We start from the raw sequence: 15,547 nt of genomic DNA, 5'->3' as shown, positions 1-15,547 counted from the left end.
TAGGCGACGCCGCGCCCCTCGACGAGCTCAGCCCATAGACGGCTCAGGGATCCGAATCGAAGGGAACCGGTGTCGCCGCCCCGGCCCCGCTCATCGCTCGCATCCCGCGTCATCCTCGGGGTCGATCGAGCCCCGACCGTTAAGGTAGAAGAATGACGTACTCCGTCGCCGTCTCCGGCGCATCCGGCTATGCGGGAGGCGAGATCCTGCGGCTTCTCGCCGCCCATCCCGACATCGAGATCCGTACCGTGACCGCGCACTCCAACGCCGGTCAGCCCCTCGTCGAGCACCAGCCGCACCTGCGCTCCCTCGCGCATCTGACGCTGCGGGACACCACCGCCGAGACCCTGTCGGGGCACGACATCGTCTTCCTCGCCCTGCCGCACGGCCAGTCGGGTCAGTACACGGATGCGCTGGGCGACGCGCCTCTGATCATCGATGCCGGCGCCGACCACCGGCTCACCTCCCCGGATGCATGGGAGGCCTTCTACGGCGGCGCGTTCCACGAACCGTGGGCGTACGGGGTTCCCGAGCTGCTCACCGCGGCCGGCAAGCAGCGCGAGAACCTGCGCGGCGCCTCGCGAATCGCCGCTCCCGGCTGCAACGCCTCCACCGTCAGCCTGAGTCTCGCCCCCGGAGTCGCCGCCGGAGTGATAGACCCGTCCGACATCGTCAGCGTGCTCGCCGTCGGCCCCTCGGGCGCAGGCAAGAGCCTGAAGACCAACCTGCTCGGCAGCGAGATCCTCGGCACGGCCAACCCGTATGCGGTCGGCGGCACGCACCGCCACATCCCCGAGATCCGCCAGGCGCTGGCCGCGGCATCAGCCCACGCGCCCGACGACATCCGCATCTCGTTCACGCCCGTCATCGTCCCGATGGCCAGGGGCATCCTCGCCACCTCGACTGCGCCGATCGTCCCCGGCACGACCGACGCCCAGATCCGAGACGCGTGGCAGAGCGCCTACGGCGACGAGACCTTCGTGCAGCTGCTCCCCGCGGGGCACTTCCCCCGTACCGCCGACGTGCTCGGCGCGAACACCGCGCTGATGGGTCTCGCCATCGACCGGGCCGCGAACCGGGTGGTCGTCGTGACCACCGTCGACAACCTCGTCAAGGGCACGGCCGGCGCCGCCGTGCAGTCCATGAACATCGCGCTCGGTCTGCCCGAAGGCCGCGCCCTCACCGTGAACGGAGTCGCGCCGTGAGTGTCACCGCACCCCAGGGATTCGAAGCATCCGGAGTCGCCGCAGGGCTCAAGAGCACGGGCAAGCCCGACGTCGCCGTGGTCGTCAACCGCGGCCCGCGCCGGATCGGCGCCGCCGTATTCACGACCAATCGTGCCAAGGCCAACCCGATCATCTGGTCGCAGCAGGTCATCGCCGATCGAGTGGTCGAGGCCGTCGTGCTCAACTCCGGCGGAGCCAACTGCTTCACCGGCGCCTTCGGCTTTCAGACCACACACCTCACCGCCGAGAAGGCAGCCGAGCTGCTCGGTGTGAGCGCGGGTGACGTGCTGGTGTGCTCGACCGGCCTCATCGGCACCGGCGACGAGGTGTTCCGCGGCAAGGTGCTCGACGGTGTCGAGCGCGGCATCGCCGCGCTCAGCCCCGGCGGCGGCGACGACGCGGCCCTCGCGATCATGACGACCGACAGCGTGGCGAAGACCTCCGTCGTCAGCCGGGAGGGCTGGACGATCGGCGGAATGGCGAAGGGTGCCGGCATGCTCGCGCCGGGACTCGCGACCATGCTCGTGGTGATCACCACCGATGCCGACCTCGAGGCGTCCGAGGCCGATGCGGCGCTGCGCAGGGCGACCGCCGTCAGCTTCGACCGGCTCGACTCCGACGGATGCATGTCGACCAACGATCAGGTCACTCTGCTCGCGAACGCCGCAAGCGGCATCCGTCCCGATCTCGACGACTTCGCCGCCGCGCTCACCCAGCTGTGCCGTGATCTCGCCGAGCAGCTGCAGGCCGATGCCGAGGGCGCCAGCCACAGCATCGCGGTCGAGGTGAAGAATGCGGTCACCGAGACCGAGGCCGTCGAGGTCGGCCGGTCGGTCGCCCGCAACAACCTCTTCAAAGCGGCCATCTTCGGAAACGACCCGAACTGGGGTCGTGTGCTCGCCGCCATCGGCACGACCTCGGCCCAGTTCGACCCCTACGACGTCGACGTGTCGATGAACGGCGTGCGCGTGTGCACCGCGGGAGGGCCGGACCGGCCGCGCGAGGAGGTCGACCTCACACCGCGTGCGGTGCACATCGAGATCGACCTGAAGATGGGTGACGCCACCGCGACCATCCTCACCAACGACCTGACACACGACTACGTGCACGAGAACAGCGCCTACGCCTCATGACCGACATCCAGGACACCGCGCCCGAAGAGGCCGCCGTCAAGGCCGCGACCCTCATCGAATCCCTGCCGTGGCTGAAGAGGTTCCGCGATCAGATCGTGGTCGTGAAGTACGGCGGCAATGCGATGGTCTCGGATGAGCTGCAGGAGGCGTTCGCGCAGGACATCGCCTATCTGCGCTACGTCGGCGTGCAGCCGGTCGTCGTGCACGGCGGAGGGCCGCAGATCTCGGACATGCTCGACCGACTCGCCATCCCGAGCGAGTTCAAGGGCGGTTACCGCGTCACGAACACCGAGGCGATCAGCGTGGTGCGCATGGTGCTGACCGGTCAGGTGAACCCGCAGCTGGTCGCGAAGATCAACTCGCACGGGCCCATCGCCACCGGGCTCAGCGGTGAGGACGCCGGGTTGTTCGGCGGGCGTCGTCGAGGCGTCGTGATCGATGGCGAAGAGGTCGACCTCGGTCGCGTCGGCGACGTCGTGCAGGTCGATCCCACGCCTGTGCTCGACCACCTGGCCGCCGGGCGCATCCCGGTCGTCTCGTCGATCGCCCCCGACCTCGATCACCCGGGTCAGTCGCTCAACGTGAACGCGGATGCCGCGGCATCCGCCCTCGCCGTCGCACTCGACGCACGCAAGCTGGTGATCCTCACCGACGTGCCGGGACTGTACGCCGACTGGCCGAACCGCGACTCGCTCGTCTCGCACATCACCTCGAGCGCTCTCGTCGAGATGCTCCCGACCCTCGAGTCGGGGATGATCCCGAAGATGCGGGCCTGCCTCGACGCCGTCGAGGGAGGCGTCGACGCCGCCGCGATCATCGACGGACGCGTGCCGCACTCGGTGCTGGTCGAGCTGTTCACGAGCAAGGGGATCGGCACGGAGGTGGTCAAGGATGTCTGACTGGAACGACGATGTGGCACGCGATCTGATGAGCCTGGGCGGGCGGCTGGCGCTGCTCACCCGTGGTGAGGGGTCGTGGGTGTGGGACGCCGACGAGAACCGCTACCTCGACTTCCTCGGGGGCATCGCGGTGAATTGCCTCGGGCACGCCCACCCCGTCTTCGTCGACGCCGTCTCGCGACAGGCCGCGACGCTGTCGCACGTGTCGAACTACTTCGCCTCGCCCGCACAGCTCGAGATCGCCGCGCGGCTGAAGCGCCTCGCCGGCACGGGCGAGCAGGGCCGCGTGTACCTGGCGAACTCCGGTGCCGAGGCGAACGAGAGCGCCATCAAGCTGTCGCGTCTGCACGGCGCGCGCTTCACCGAGACCGAGGGCAGGGCCCGCACGACGATCCTCGTGGTCGAGGGCGCCTTCCACGGGCGCACGATGGGCACGCTGTCGCTGACGCCGAAGGCCGCGTACCGCGACCCGTTCGAGCCCGCCATTCCGGACGTGGTGACCGTCGAGCGCTCGGTCGAGAGCCTCGAGGCGGCCTTCGCGTCGCACGCCGTCACGGCGATGATCGTCGAGCCCATCCAGGGCGAGGCGGGCGTCGTCGAGCTGCCGGCCGGCTTCCTCTCCCGTGCTCGCGAGCTCGCCACCGAGAACGACGCACTGCTCATCCTCGACGAGGTGCAGACCGGCTCGGGGCGCACGGGGGAGTGGTTCGCCTTCCAGCGCGAAGGCATCACGCCGGATGCCGTGACCGTGGCCAAGAGCATCGGGGCCGGCTTCCCGCTCGGCGCGCTGATCACCTTCGGCGCGGCCAGCGACCTGTTCTACCCCGGCACTCACAACTCGACCTTCGGTGGCAATCCGCTCGCGAGCGCCGTGGCCAACGCCGTGCTCGGGCACATCGAGAGCGAGAACCTGCTCGAGAACGTCACCGCGCGCGGCGCCCAGCTGCGCGGCGCCGTGACCTCCCTGCCCCTGGTGGACGGCACGTCCGGGGCGGGGCTGCTGATCGGCATCCACCTCAGCGCGCCGGTCGCCGCGGAGGTCCGCGCGGCGGCGCACGAGCGCGGCCTCATCGTCAACGCGCCCACGGCCGACACCATCCGCATCGCCCCCGCCTACACGATCGGCGACGACGAGGTCGAGGAGTTCGTCGTCCGCTTCGGCGCCGCGCTCGCGGCCATCGCCGAGACCGTCCAGGCACCCACCGCAACCACCCTCACGGAGGCTTCCGCATGACCCGCCACCTGCTGCGCGATGACGACCTCACCCCTGCCGAGCAGGCCGAGATCCTCGACCTCGCGCTCGAGCTGAAGAAGGATCGCTGGGCGAGCAAGGCTCTCTCAGGTCCTCAGACCGTCGCCGTGATCTTCGACAAGTCCTCGACCCGCACCCGAGTCTCGTTCGCGGTGGGCATCGCGGATCTGGGCGGATCGCCGCTGATCATCTCGACGGCGAACAGCCAGCTCGGTGGCAAGGAGACCCCCTCCGACACCGCGCGAGTGCTCGAGCGTCAGGTGGCTGCCATCGTGTGGCGCACCTACGCGCAGTCGGGTCTCGAGGAGATGGCACGGGGTACCCGGGTTCCCGTCGTCAATGCGCTCTCCGACGACTTCCACCCCTGCCAGCTGCTGGCCGACCTGCTCACGATCCGTGAGCACAAGGGCGACCTGAAGGGGCTGACCCTGTCGTTCTTCGGCGACGGGCGCAGCAACATGGCGCACTCCTACGTGCTCGCCGGAGTGACCGCGGGGATGCACGTGCGCATCGCCTCGCCCGAGGCCTACGCCCCGCGCGCCGACGTGGTCGCCGCCGCCGAGGCCAGGGCCGCGGAGACAGGCGGCTCGCTCACCCTGACGACCGATGCCCACGAGGCTGTCGTCGGCGCCGACGTGGTCGTCACCGACACCTGGGTGTCGATGGGCAAGGAGGAGGAGAAGATCGAGCGGCTGCGCGACCTCGGCGGGTACAAGGTCACCACCGGGATCATGTCGCAGGCGGCTGCGGACGCCATCTTCATCCACTGCCTCCCGGCCGATCGCGGCTACGAGGTCGACTCCGAGGTCATCGACGGCCCGCAGAGCGTCGTCTGGGACGAAGCCGAGAACCGTCTGCACGCGCAGAAGGCACTGCTGGTGTGGCTGCTCGGCAAGCAGGAGACGACGGCGTGAGCGGCAACGGCACGAATGACGGGGCGCTCTGGGGTGCGCGCTTCGCAGGGGGACCCTCGCCCGAGCTCGCCGAGCTGAGCCGGTCGACGCACTTCGACTGGATCCTCGCCCCGTACGACATCGCCGGCTCGCACGCCCACGCCACCGCTCTGGAGGCCGCGGGATACCTCGAGGCCGACGAGGCGCGAATCATGCACGAGGGACTGGATGCCCTCGCCGCCCGCATCGCAGACGGCACGCTGCTGCCCGATCCGGGCGACGAGGACGTGCACGGCGCCCTCGAGAAGGCGCTCATCGCTGAGGTCGGCGCCGAGGTCGGCGGCCGGCTGCGCGCCGGTCGCAGCCGCAACGATCAGATCGCCACCCTCGTGCGCATGTATCTCATCGACCACGCCGGGATCATCGCGAAGCACCTGCTTCGTGTGATCGACGCCCTGGTCGCGCAGGCCGAAGCGCATCCCGGTGCCATCCTGCCTGGCCGCACACACCTGCAGCACGCGCAGCCGGTGCTGCTCGCCCATCACCTGCAGGCGCACGCCTGGCCCCTCGTGCGCGAACTCGAGCGTCTCGTCGACTGGCGGCGCCGCGCCGGCGCCTCGCCCTACGGCGGGGGAGCGCTCGCCGGGTCGACCCTGGGCCTGGATCCCGCTCTCGTGGCTCGCGAGCTGGGGCTCGACCGTCCGGCCGAGAACTCGCTCGACGGCACCTCCGCACGCGACGTGGTGGCGGAGTTCGCCTTCATCGCCGCGATGACCGGCATCGACCTGTCTCGTCTGAGCGAGGAGATCATCCTCTGGAACACCCGCGAGTTCGGCTTCGTCACGCTGGATGACGCGTACTCGACCGGGTCGAGCATCATGCCGCAGAAGAAGAACCCCGACATCGCCGAGCTCGCGCGCGGGAAATCCGGTCGACTGATCGGCAACCTGTCCGGACTGCTCGCGACGCTCAAAGGTCTTCCGCTGGCCTACAACCGCGATCTGCAGGAGGACAAGGAGCCCGTCTTCGACTCTGTGCAGACGCTCGAAGTGGTGCTTCCGGCGTTCGCCGGCATGATCGCGACTCTGCGGTTCGACACCGAGCGGATGGCGGCGCTCGCACCGCAGGGCTTCTCGCTCGCGACGGATGTCGCCGAGTGGCTGGTCAAGCGCCGCGTGCCGTTCCGTGATGCCCACGAGATCTCGGGCGCGCTGGTGCGCGCCTGCGAGGAGCGGGGCATCGGTCTGGAGGATGCGGATGAGGCGCTGCTGCGTTCGGTGTCGGAGCATCTGACGCCCGAGGTGCGCGATGTGCTGTCGATCGAGGGCTCGGTGGCGTCGCGCTCGGGTGCCGGCGGCACGGCGCCGGAGCGGGTGGCGGAGCAGCGGGCCGAGCTCGTGGCCCGGGCACAGGCCGCCGCGCATTCGCTGGGCCTCTGACCGAGGGCATCCCTTCGGGCTGCAGTGAACATGAGTGAATCACTTATTTCTTGAGAATATCAGTGATACCCTGATGTCATGGTCATCGCAGTCACAGCCGACATCATCGGGTCCCGGCAGCTCGATGATCGCGTCGCGGCGCAGCGGCACTTCGATACGGCGATCGTGCGGGCAGAGCAGGATCTCCCCCTCGCCACGCAACCTCTCCGGCCGACAGTCGGCGATGAGCAGCAGGGTGTCTATCCCACGCTCGACGCTGCACTTGCCTCTGTGCTGCTGATCCGTCTCGCACTGCCGGACGGAGTGGAGTTCCGCTTCGGCGTCGGGGTCGGAGATGTGGGGGTCATCCCCTCGGCCGCGTCGCGGGAGGGCATACCCGAGGGGCCGGGCTGGTGGGCCGCGCGCAGCGCCATCGAGCATGTCCAGACGCTGCAGAGGCGCGCCGCGCCCGAGGCTCGAAGCTGGATCGCCGTGGATGAGAGCGCGCAGATGCCTGCGGAGCAGGTGCGATGGGCGAATGCCTACCTGCTGGCACGGGACGAACTCGTCGGCGGGATGCGGGAGCGCCTGCGGCGTCTGACCTACGGTCGCTGCCTCGGCCGTACCCAGCGGGAGCTCGCGGAGCAGGAGGGGATCACGCAGTCGGCGGTGTCGCAGGCGCTGACGGCCGCGGGCTCGGCGGCAGTGGTCGAGGGATTCCGGCTGCTCGACATCTGACGAGGAACAGTCTCAGCCCAGGATGAGGCGCAGGATCAGGCCGATCACCCCTGCCCACAGCAGGCTGGCGAGGGTGCCGATGATGAAGCGCTCCCTGGCCTCGGCCTCGGCGAGCTCCGGAAAGCGTCCGATGCCCTTCACGGCGATGATCGCCGCGATCACCTCGGGGAACCCCACTGCGATCGCCAGCACGGTGCAGATCCGCTCGAGATATCCGATCACCGTGCCCCCGCGCATGAGGGTGCGGGCGTGAGAGGGGTCGGCGTGCTGCGCCGCGACGATGAGGATGCCGCCGTCCTCGGTCTCCCGCACTCGCCTGCCCGTGGCGATGTCCAGCGTCCGCCGGGTGAACGGGTTGCCCCCGATCGTCGCGGCGCCGATGCCGATCACGGTCAACGGAATGGCGATCGCCGGGATCGCGATCGGTCGGACGACGATGACGATCGTCACCGCCGCGACGAGGAGGACGGCGCATATCGCCATGGTCGTCGTCGAAGGTCTGCGCACCCCCAGCAGCGAGAACACGAGCACGACGACCAGCGCGATCAGGATGATCGCGGAGAGAACGGCGGAGGTGAGCGGATCGACCGGCTGCATGCCGTCAGCATCCCACGGGGATCAGACGCCGGCCGGGGACGGGACGCGTGTCACGCGCTGATAGCCTGGAAAGCGTGTCGAATTCCGCTCTGACGACCGCCCCGGTGGCGCTCGATCCCACGTTCGAGAACGTGTGGGACGAGCTGCTGTGGCGCGGACTCGTCCACGTGTCCACCGATCAGGAGGCGCTGCGCGCCCTTCTCGCCGGGGACCCGATCACCTATTACTGCGGATTCGACCCGACCGCGCCGAGCCTGCACCTCGGAAACCTCGTTCAGCTGCTCACCCTGCGCCGCATCCAGCTCGCCGGCCACAAGCCGCTCGGCCTCGTCGGCGGCTCCACGGGCCTGATCGGCGACCCGCGGCCCACGGCCGAGCGCACGCTCAACACGCGCGAGACGGTCGAGGAGTGGGTGCAGCGGCTGCGCGCGCAGGTCGAGCGCTTCCTCAGCTTCGAGGGCGAGAACGCCGCGCGCATCGTGAACAACCTCGACTGGACGGCGCCGATGAGCGCCATCGACTTCCTGCGCGAGATCGGCAAGCACTACCGCGTGGGCACGATGCTGAAGAAGGATGCCGTCGCGGCGCGCCTGAACTCGGACGCAGGCATCAGCTACACCGAGTTCAGCTACCAGATCCTGCAGGGCATGGACTTCCTCGAGCTGTTCCGCTCGTACGACTGCGTGCTGCAGACGGGCGGCAGCGATCAGTGGGGGAACCTCACCAGCGGCACCGACCTCATCCACCGTGTGGAGGGCGTCTCGGCGCACGCCATCGGCACCCCGCTGATCACCAACAGCGACGGCACGAAGTTCGGCAAGAGCGAGGGCAACGCCATCTGGCTCGACGCCGAGATGTGCAGCCCGTACCGCATGTACCAGTTCTGGTTGAGCACCGCCGACGCCGATGTGATCGACCGGCTGAAGGTCTTCACCTTCCTCACCCGTGCCGAGATCGAGGAGTACGCGACGCTCGTCGAGAGCGAGCCCTTCCGTCGTGCGGCGCAGAAGCGCCTCGCGCTCGAGGTGTGCACGACCGTGCACGGCGTCGAAGCGACCGCCGCGGTGATCGCCGCATCGGAGGCGCTCTTCGGTCAGGGCGACCTGGGCGAGCTCGACGCGGCGACCCTGCGCACCGCGCTGGACGAGCTGCCGAACGCGACGCTTCCGGCGGGATCATCCGTGGTCGAGGCACTGGTGGCGACCGGACTGGTCGCCAGCGCTTCCGAGGCGCGCCGAGCCATCTCGCAGGGCGGCGTCACCCTCGACGGGGCGAAGGTGAGCGACCCGGATGCCGTGGTTCGTGGCACGCTGCCCGGCGGGGTCTCGGTGCTGCGCCGCGGCAAGAAGACGCTCGCGGGAGTGCTCCCGCAGTGAGGCCGCTCGGCGTGGCTACCCGGCTTCCCCTCCGGGGACTGCAGTAGCATCGGACAGCTGACGCTGTCCGCAAGCACTCGAGGAGCTGGTCCCCTTGCCCAAGGAAGCACATGTCCGCCGTACCGCCCCGCGCCGCGTCACACGCCGGCTGCAGGTCGATGACGTTCTGGTCGTCCGCAAGAGCCGTCTGAGGACGGCGATCTCGGGCACCGTCGTCGGCAACTTCATGGAGTGGTTCGACTTCGGGGTCTACGGCTACCTCGCCGTGACACTCGCCGTCGTCTTCACCGGCGACCTGCCGGGTGCGTGGGGTCTGCTGATCACCCTGCTCGGCTTCGCCATCTCGTTTCTCGTGCGCCCGCTGGGCGGGCTCGTGCTCGGGCCGCTGGGCGATCGCATCGGGCGGCAGCGCGTGCTGTTCCTCACGATGGCGATGATGGCGGCGGCGACCGGCCTGATCGGCGTGCTGCCCACCTCGGCGCAGATCGGCCTGTGGGCCATCATCCCGCTGTACCTGCTGAAGATGGTGCAGGGCTTCTCGACCGGCGGCGAGTACGCCGGCGCGACGACGTACGTCTCGGAATTCTCGCCCGACCGCAGCCGCGGCTACTGGTCGTCGTTCCTCGACGTCGGCTCCTACGTCGGCTTCGCCGCCGGCGCCAGCGTCGTGGCACTGACCACCTGGATCACCGAGAACCTGTCCGGCCCCGACGCCATGACCGAGTACGGCTGGCGCATCCCGTTCCTCATCGCCATCCCGCTCGGCGCGGTCGCGATCTGGTTCCGCCTGCGCATCCCCGAGACCCCCGCCTACGAGGCCGAGGAGAGCGCGGGACTCAACCGCGCCGACGCCGCCGATCCCATGGCGCGCCAGGGAGTCGCCGGGATCTTCCGCCACTACTGGCGGCAGATCCTCATCGGCGTCGCCCTCGTCTCGGCGACGAACACCGCCGGGTACGCCCTCACCAGCTACATGCCGACCTATCTCGAGACCGAGGTCGGGGTGTCGAACCTCATGGCGGCGCTGGCCACCGTCCCGGTGCTCATCGTGATGAGCGCGTGCCTGCCCCTGATCGGGAAGCTGTCGGACCGCATCGGCCGGCGACCGGTGTACGGCATCGCCGTCGGATCGACGATCGTGCTCATGCTGCCCGCCTTCGCGGTGATGCAGATCGGCGAGGAGTGGGCGGTCATGATCGCGCTGGCCATGGTCGCCATCCCGGTGGCGTTCTACGTGGCGATCTCGGCTTCGGCCCTGCCCGCGCTGTTTCCCACGGCGTCGCGGTTCGGCGCGATGGCCATCGCCTACAACCTCGCCGTGTCGCTGTTCGGCGGCACCACGCCGCTGTTCAGCCAGGCGTTGATCGAGCTGACCGGGAACATCTACATGCCCGCGTTCTACATCATGTTCTTCGCCGCGCTGGGCGGTGTCGCTCTGCTGAGCATGCGCGAGACCGCGCAGCGTCCGCTGCTGGGCTCGGTGCCGACGGTCGAGAGCGAGGCCGAGGCCGAGGAGCTCGTGGCGGGGCAGGACGAGAACCCGTTCATCGACACCAGCACGATGCCGCTCACCGTGGTCGGCGCGGAGACGGACGGCTCGGGCGGTACCGCGCGCGAAGAGCCGGCCGGCGCCTGAGCCGACCGCTGAACTCACCGACAGCTGAGACCGCATGCCGTTCACGCCCAGTCACGCCGTCGTCGCGCTGCCGTTCGTGCGCACCCCGCTGGTGCCGGCGGCGCTCGCGATCGGGGCGATGACGCCCGACCTGCCGTTGTTCATGCGAGGCCTCGGCCTCGACTACCTGTTCACCCACGCGCCGGCGAACGTCGTGTACACGGCGCTCGTCGCGTTCGTGCTGCTGCTGGTGTGGAGAGTCGTGCTGCGACCGGGCCTCGTCGCCCTCGCGCCGGACGCCCTCGCGCGGCGTCTTCCCTCGGAGTGGTCGGTCTCCGGGTGGTCGGCAGCACGGGATGCCGTGCGCGGGCGCGGTGGGCGCCGCGGACCGTGGCTGCTCGCGCTGTCACTCGTCCTCGGTGTGCTCTCGCACATCGGCTGGGATCTGTTCACCCACGAGGGGCGCTGGGGCGTCGAGACGTTGACCGCGTTGCAGCAGATGTGGGGCCCGATGCCCGGATACAAGTGGCTGCAGCACGGCTCGAGCATCGTCGGCCTGCTGGCGCTCGCCTGGTTCGCGCTGCGGTGGGTGCGGCAGCGCCCGGCGCAACCGCGCTCGCAGGGCATCCCCGGGTGGCTGCGGTGGCTGTGGATGCTGTCGCTGCCCGCACTGCTCGGCGTCTCGTGGCTGCTCGGTCTGGCCTCTTCCGCCCCCGGCATCACTGTGCAGCAGCTCGCCTACCGCACGCTGCCGGCGGCATCCGGCCTGTGGGGAGCGCTGACACTCGCCCTGTGCCTGCTCATCGTCACCATTCGGCGCGATCCTCGCCCCATGGCCGAGGCGGCGGGAACCACTCCGGCGAACCGGGCCAGCGCACCGCCGGAGCGACAGTGGTGACGACGTGGCCGGCCACATCGAACTGCTGCGTGCGAACCGCATAGGGTGCGGTCACCGCGGGGCGCTCGCCCCGTGGCATCCCGAGCAGTTCAGCGGCCACGCGACGCAGTGAGGTGCGCACCAGGCGGCTGCCGCCGCTGCGCGCACGTCGACGCAGGGCGTCGATGATCGCCGCGGCGAGCAGATAACCGGCGGAATGATCCAGAGCCTGAGCGGGCAGGGCGCCGGGAGCGGATCCGTCGGTGGATTCGAGCCATGAGATGCCGGACTCCGCCTGCACCAGGCTGTCGAAGCCGCGGGGGGAATCCTCGCCCGGCCACGCGCTGAGCTGCGCGACGACCAGGTGCGGATGCCGTTCGGCGAGCACCTCGGGTGAGAGCCCGAGCCGGCGCAGCGCAGCCGGACGATAGCCGAGGACGACGACGTCCGCGTCGGTCAGGAGCCGGTGCAGACGAGGAGCTTCGGTCGCTGCGTCGAGCAGCGCGGAACGCTTGCCGTGTCCGGTGTCGAGGTGCTGCCATGGCGGCTCGGGGAGCTCGGGCGGATCGAGTCGCAGCACATCGGCGCCCGCGAGGGCGAGCGTCCGTGTCGCGACGGGCCCGGCGATCACGCGGGTGAGGTCGAGCACGCGAACCCCCGCGAGGGGAGCGGCCCGGGAATCCGACGGCATTGACCGTGCGGGGGAGTCGGCGAGGCGGCGCGTCTCGACGAGAGGGCGGCGCCGGAGCGCCGCGTCGTATCGCGGATCCTCCCGACGCACTGCTGCGCAGAGTCCTCCTGCGGCAGTGATGTCGCGGCAGGCGGCGGCAGCCGTCATTGTCGCCAACCGACCGGAGACCTGCTCGACAGAGGCGTCTGACGGCAGGGCGAGACCTCTCTTGAGCGCCGCCGCATGATGCGGATAGTTGCCGTGCGTGCGCACGCACCCATCGGCTGTCTGCCAGAACCGCGATAGGGGTGACCACACGTCGGGCGGTACGGCGTCGATGAGCAGGTGGCGGTCGCTGCGGTAGGCGGCGGCGATCTGATCCGGGTCCGGTGGCTGTAGTTCGTCGGGGCGCACTGCGGCGCCCACGGCGCAGACACTTGCCCAGGCGAGTTCACCCACCGCCAGGGATGATGCAAGAGGTACGGGCTCTGCGGCCGCGGTCTGTCGCATGAGCAGACACTACGCCCGCAGAGCCGCGCGCTCACCCCTGCCGGCGGCTCTGGGTGTTGTCCTGGTGGTGGGGGGTTTTCGGGTGGTGGGTGTGGGGGTGCGACACGCCCGGGGTGTGGTGGTGATTTGCGGGGTGTGGGGGATGGGCGTAACTTATTACTTGTTCGCCCCAAGCGGTTGAGCGGAAGGCCTGAAGGGCCTGGCTCCCCTCCAAGTAGCGAACCACCCACCTCTACTTCGGATCACTTGCTGGTCTGGAGGGGCTGTTAGGCCCGGGGAGTGTGGTCATCCCAGTCGGGGTTGTCGATTTGACAGTCTGGTCGGATGGGTTAGGCTGGAGAAGTTGCCTCGGAGACGGGGTGCGGATCTGGTCCTGGTCCTCTCGGCGTGTCGGTTTGACAGTCGGGCCGGGATGGATAAGATTGTGAAGTTGCCCTGCGCTTCTCGCCCTGTTGGGGTGGGTGTGCGGGTGCGTCCGATCCTTGAGAACTCAACAGCGTGCACTTGTCAAATGCCAAATTATCCTCGTCCAACCCTTGTGGGGGTTGGTTGAGAATTCCTTTGGATCAATTTATATGAATGTCAGCAATGATGTTCGTCTCTTTTGGTCAGTTTCAAACTCGCTGCATGGTCGTTTTCCCGATTGTGTATGCATTTCTTTTTTACGGAGAGTTTGATCCTGGCTCAGGATGAACGCTGGCGGCGTGCTTAACACATGCAAGTCGAACGATGAAGCCCAGCTTGCTGGGTGGATTAGTGGCGAACGGGTGAGTAACACGTGAGCAACCTGCCCCTGACTCTGGGATAAGCGCTGGAAACGGCGTCTAATACTGGATATGTCCCGTCACCGCATGGTGTGCGGGTGGAAAGATTTTTCGGTTGGGGATGGGCTCGCGGCCTATCAGCTTGTTGGTGAGGTAATGGCTCACCAAGGCGTCGACGGGTAGCCGGCCTGAGAGGGTGACCGGCCACACTGGGACTGAGACACGGCCCAGACTCCTACGGGAGGCAGCAGTGGGGAATATTGCACAATGGGCGGAAGCCTGATGCAGCAACGCCGCGTGAGGGATGACGGCCTTCGGGTTGTAAACCTCTTTTAGCAGGGAAGAAGCGAGAGTGACGGTACCTGCAGAAAAAGCACCGGCTAACTACGTGCCAGCAGCCGCGGTAATACGTAGGGTGCAAGCGTTATCCGGAATTATTGGGCGTAAAGAGCTCGTAGGCGGTCTGTCGCGTCTGCTGTGAAATCCCGAGGCTCAACCTCGGGCTTGCAGTGGGTACGGGCAGACTAGAGTGCGGTAGGGGAGATTGGAATTCCTGGTGTAGCGGTGGAATGCGCAGATATCAGGAGGAACACCGATGGCGAAGGCAGATCTCTGGGCCGTAACTGACGCTGAGGAGCGAAAGGGTGGGGAGCAAACAGGCTTAGATACCCTGGTAGTCCACCCCGTAAACGTTGGGAACTAGTTGTGGGGTCCTTTCCACGGATTCCGTGACGCAGCTAACGCATTAAGTTCCCCGCCTGGGGAGTACGGCCGCAAGGCTAAAACTCAAAGGAATTGACGGGGACCCGCACAAGCGGCGGAGCATGCGGATTAATTCGATGCAACGCGAAGAACCTTACCAAGGCTTGACATACACGAGAACGGGCCAGAAATGGTCAACTCTTTGGACACTCGTGAACAGGTGGTGCATGGTTGTCGTCAGCTCGTGTCGTGAGATGTTGGGTTAAGTCCCGCAACGAGCGCAACCCTCGTTCTATGTTGCCAGCACGTAATGGTGGGAACTCATGGGATACTGCCGGGGTCAACTCGGAGGAAGGTGGGGATGACGTCAAATCATCATGCCCCTTATGTCTTGGGCTTCACGCATGCTACAATGGCCGGTACAATGGGCTGCGATACCGTAAGGTGGAGCGAATCCCAAAAAGCCGGTCCCAGTTCGGATTGAGGTCTGCAACTCGACCTCATGAAGTCGGAGTCGCTAGTAATCGCAGATCAGCAACGCTGCGGTGAATACGTTCCCGGGTCTTGTACACACCGCCCGTCAAGTCATGAAAGTCGGTAACACCTGAAGCCGGTGGCCTAACCCCTTGTGGGAGGGAGCTGTCGAAGGTGGGATCGGTAATTAGGACTAAGTCGTAACAAGGTAGCCGTACCGGAAGGTGCGGCTGGATCACCTCCTTTCTAAGGAGCACTGCAGGACTTCGGTTCTGACAGAGCCGGATTCACACCGAATGTGTGTGACCGGAGCTCATGGGTGGAACATTTGACATGCCGTCAGCGCAGCTGGCTTTGCTTAGTACGGTCTTTCGGGATCTGGAACGGTGGGGTCGGGGAGCGG

General features: G+C 67.9%; 12 protein-coding genes and 1 rRNA gene. 11 read left to right on the top strand and 2 right to left on the bottom strand.

Translation table 11 applies throughout. The annotated features are described in order from the left end of the window. Nucleotides 1–152 precede the first annotated feature (152 nt). From argC to V2S05_RS05555, 7 genes are all read left to right on the top strand, one after another. Nucleotides 153–1,205 carry an N-acetyl-gamma-glutamyl-phosphate reductase gene (gene argC, locus V2S05_RS05585; RefSeq protein WP_413634330.1) on the top strand — a complete coding sequence of 351 codons (1,053 nt, stop codon included), beginning with the start codon at nucleotides 153–155 and terminating at the stop codon, nucleotides 1,203–1,205. Beyond that, nucleotides 1,202–2,359, top strand: coding sequence for a bifunctional glutamate N-acetyltransferase/amino-acid acetyltransferase ArgJ (argJ, locus tag V2S05_RS05580; protein ID WP_271637262.1), 1,158 nt, complete (start codon nucleotides 1,202–1,204; stop codon nucleotides 2,357–2,359). Before argC ends, argJ begins: the two co-directional genes overlap by 4 nt. Continuing rightward, nucleotides 2,356–3,258: an acetylglutamate kinase gene (gene argB, locus V2S05_RS05575; RefSeq protein WP_413634329.1), complete on the top strand. Its 903-nt coding sequence runs from the start codon at nucleotides 2,356–2,358 to the stop codon at nucleotides 3,256–3,258. Before argJ ends, argB begins: the two co-directional genes overlap by 4 nt. Then, complete coding sequence (locus V2S05_RS05570) at nucleotides 3,251–4,492, top strand: acetylornithine transaminase (RefSeq protein WP_413634328.1); 1,242 nt, start codon at nucleotides 3,251–3,253, stop codon at nucleotides 4,490–4,492. The genes argB and V2S05_RS05570 overlap by 8 nt, the downstream gene beginning before the upstream one ends. Further along, complete coding sequence (gene argF, locus V2S05_RS05565; protein ID WP_413634327.1) at nucleotides 4,489–5,424, top strand: ornithine carbamoyltransferase; 936 nt, start codon at nucleotides 4,489–4,491, stop codon at nucleotides 5,422–5,424. The genes V2S05_RS05570 and argF overlap by 4 nt, the downstream gene beginning before the upstream one ends. After that, nucleotides 5,421–6,842 (top strand): argininosuccinate lyase, encoded by a 1,422-nt coding sequence (gene argH / locus V2S05_RS05560; RefSeq protein WP_271637266.1) that lies wholly within the window; start codon nucleotides 5,421–5,423, stop codon nucleotides 6,840–6,842. The genes argF and argH overlap by 4 nt, the downstream gene beginning before the upstream one ends. Before the next feature lie 78 nt (nucleotides 6,843–6,920). Beyond that, nucleotides 6,921–7,559: a SatD family protein gene (locus V2S05_RS05555; RefSeq protein WP_271637267.1), complete on the top strand. Its 639-nt coding sequence runs from the start codon at nucleotides 6,921–6,923 to the stop codon at nucleotides 7,557–7,559. A gap of 12 nt (nucleotides 7,560–7,571) precedes the next feature. On the opposite strand, the gene V2S05_RS05550 is transcribed toward V2S05_RS05555, so the two are convergent. Further along, a complete protein-coding gene (locus V2S05_RS05550; RefSeq protein ID WP_413634325.1) occupies nucleotides 7,572–8,156 on the bottom strand; it encodes a hypothetical protein in 585 nt (194 codons plus the stop codon). Nucleotides 8,157–8,203: 47 nt separating this feature from the next. Here V2S05_RS05550 and tyrS point away from each other — a divergent pair, with 47 nt between their 5' ends. The 3 genes from tyrS to V2S05_RS05535 all read left to right on the top strand — a co-directional run bounded on the left by tyrS (nucleotide 8,204) and on the right by V2S05_RS05535 (nucleotide 12,045). Next, nucleotides 8,204–9,532: a tyrosine--tRNA ligase gene (gene tyrS, locus V2S05_RS05545; protein ID WP_413634323.1), complete on the top strand. Its 1,329-nt coding sequence runs from the start codon at nucleotides 8,204–8,206 to the stop codon at nucleotides 9,530–9,532. Nucleotides 9,533–9,626: 94 nt separating this feature from the next. Next, the gene (locus V2S05_RS05540; protein WP_413634322.1) at nucleotides 9,627–11,168 is read left to right on the top strand and encodes an MFS transporter; all 1,542 of its coding nucleotides are present in this window, start codon (nucleotides 9,627–9,629) and stop codon (nucleotides 11,166–11,168) included. Between the two features lie 34 nt (nucleotides 11,169–11,202). Continuing rightward, on the top strand, nucleotides 11,203–12,045 hold the full coding sequence (locus V2S05_RS05535) for a DUF4184 family protein (protein ID WP_271637271.1): 843 nt from the start codon (nucleotides 11,203–11,205) through the stop codon (nucleotides 12,043–12,045). On the opposite strand, the gene V2S05_RS05530 is transcribed toward V2S05_RS05535, so the two are convergent. Continuing rightward, complete coding sequence (locus tag V2S05_RS05530; protein ID WP_413634320.1) at nucleotides 11,954–13,204, bottom strand: CoA transferase; 1,251 nt, start codon at nucleotides 13,202–13,204, stop codon at nucleotides 11,954–11,956. The two genes, V2S05_RS05535 and V2S05_RS05530, sit on opposite strands and share 92 nt — an antisense overlap. A 661-nt stretch (nucleotides 13,205–13,865) precedes the next feature. On the opposite strand from V2S05_RS05530, the gene V2S05_RS05525 reads away from it, so the two are divergent. Beyond that, nucleotides 13,866–15,390 (top strand): 16S ribosomal RNA (locus V2S05_RS05525). Nucleotides 15,391–15,547 lie beyond the last annotated feature (157 nt).

The sequence above is a fragment of the Microbacterium sp. OR16 genome (assembly GCF_047306725.1).
Taxonomy (GTDB): Bacteria; Actinomycetota; Actinomycetes; order Actinomycetales; family Microbacteriaceae; genus Microbacterium.
This window is presented reverse-complemented; position numbering and strand designations above follow the sequence as displayed.

What these genes read in the sequence shown, in the direction of transcription:
- argC (WP_413634330.1), top strand. Translation starts at nt 153, where the DNA reads ATGACGTACTCCGTCGCCGTCTCCGGCGCATCCGGCTATGCGGGAGGC.
- argB (WP_413634329.1), top strand. Translation starts at nt 2,356, where the DNA reads ATGACCGACATCCAGGACACCGCGCCCGAAGAGGCCGCCGTCAAGGCC.
- V2S05_RS05570 (WP_413634328.1), top strand. Translation starts at nt 3,251, where the DNA reads ATGTCTGACTGGAACGACGATGTGGCACGCGATCTGATGAGCCTGGGC.
- argF (WP_413634327.1), top strand. Translation starts at nt 4,489, where the DNA reads ATGACCCGCCACCTGCTGCGCGATGACGACCTCACCCCTGCCGAGCAG.
- V2S05_RS05555 (WP_271637267.1), top strand. Translation starts at nt 6,921, where the DNA reads ATGGTCATCGCAGTCACAGCCGACATCATCGGGTCCCGGCAGCTCGAT.
- V2S05_RS05550 (WP_413634325.1), bottom strand. Translation starts at nt 8,156, where the DNA reads ATGCAGCCGGTCGATCCGCTCACCTCCGCCGTTCTCTCCGCGATCATC.
- V2S05_RS05535 (WP_271637271.1), top strand. Translation starts at nt 11,203, where the DNA reads ATGCCGTTCACGCCCAGTCACGCCGTCGTCGCGCTGCCGTTCGTGCGC.
- V2S05_RS05530 (WP_413634320.1), bottom strand. Translation starts at nt 13,204, where the DNA reads ATGCGACAGACCGCGGCCGCAGAGCCCGTACCTCTTGCATCATCCCTG.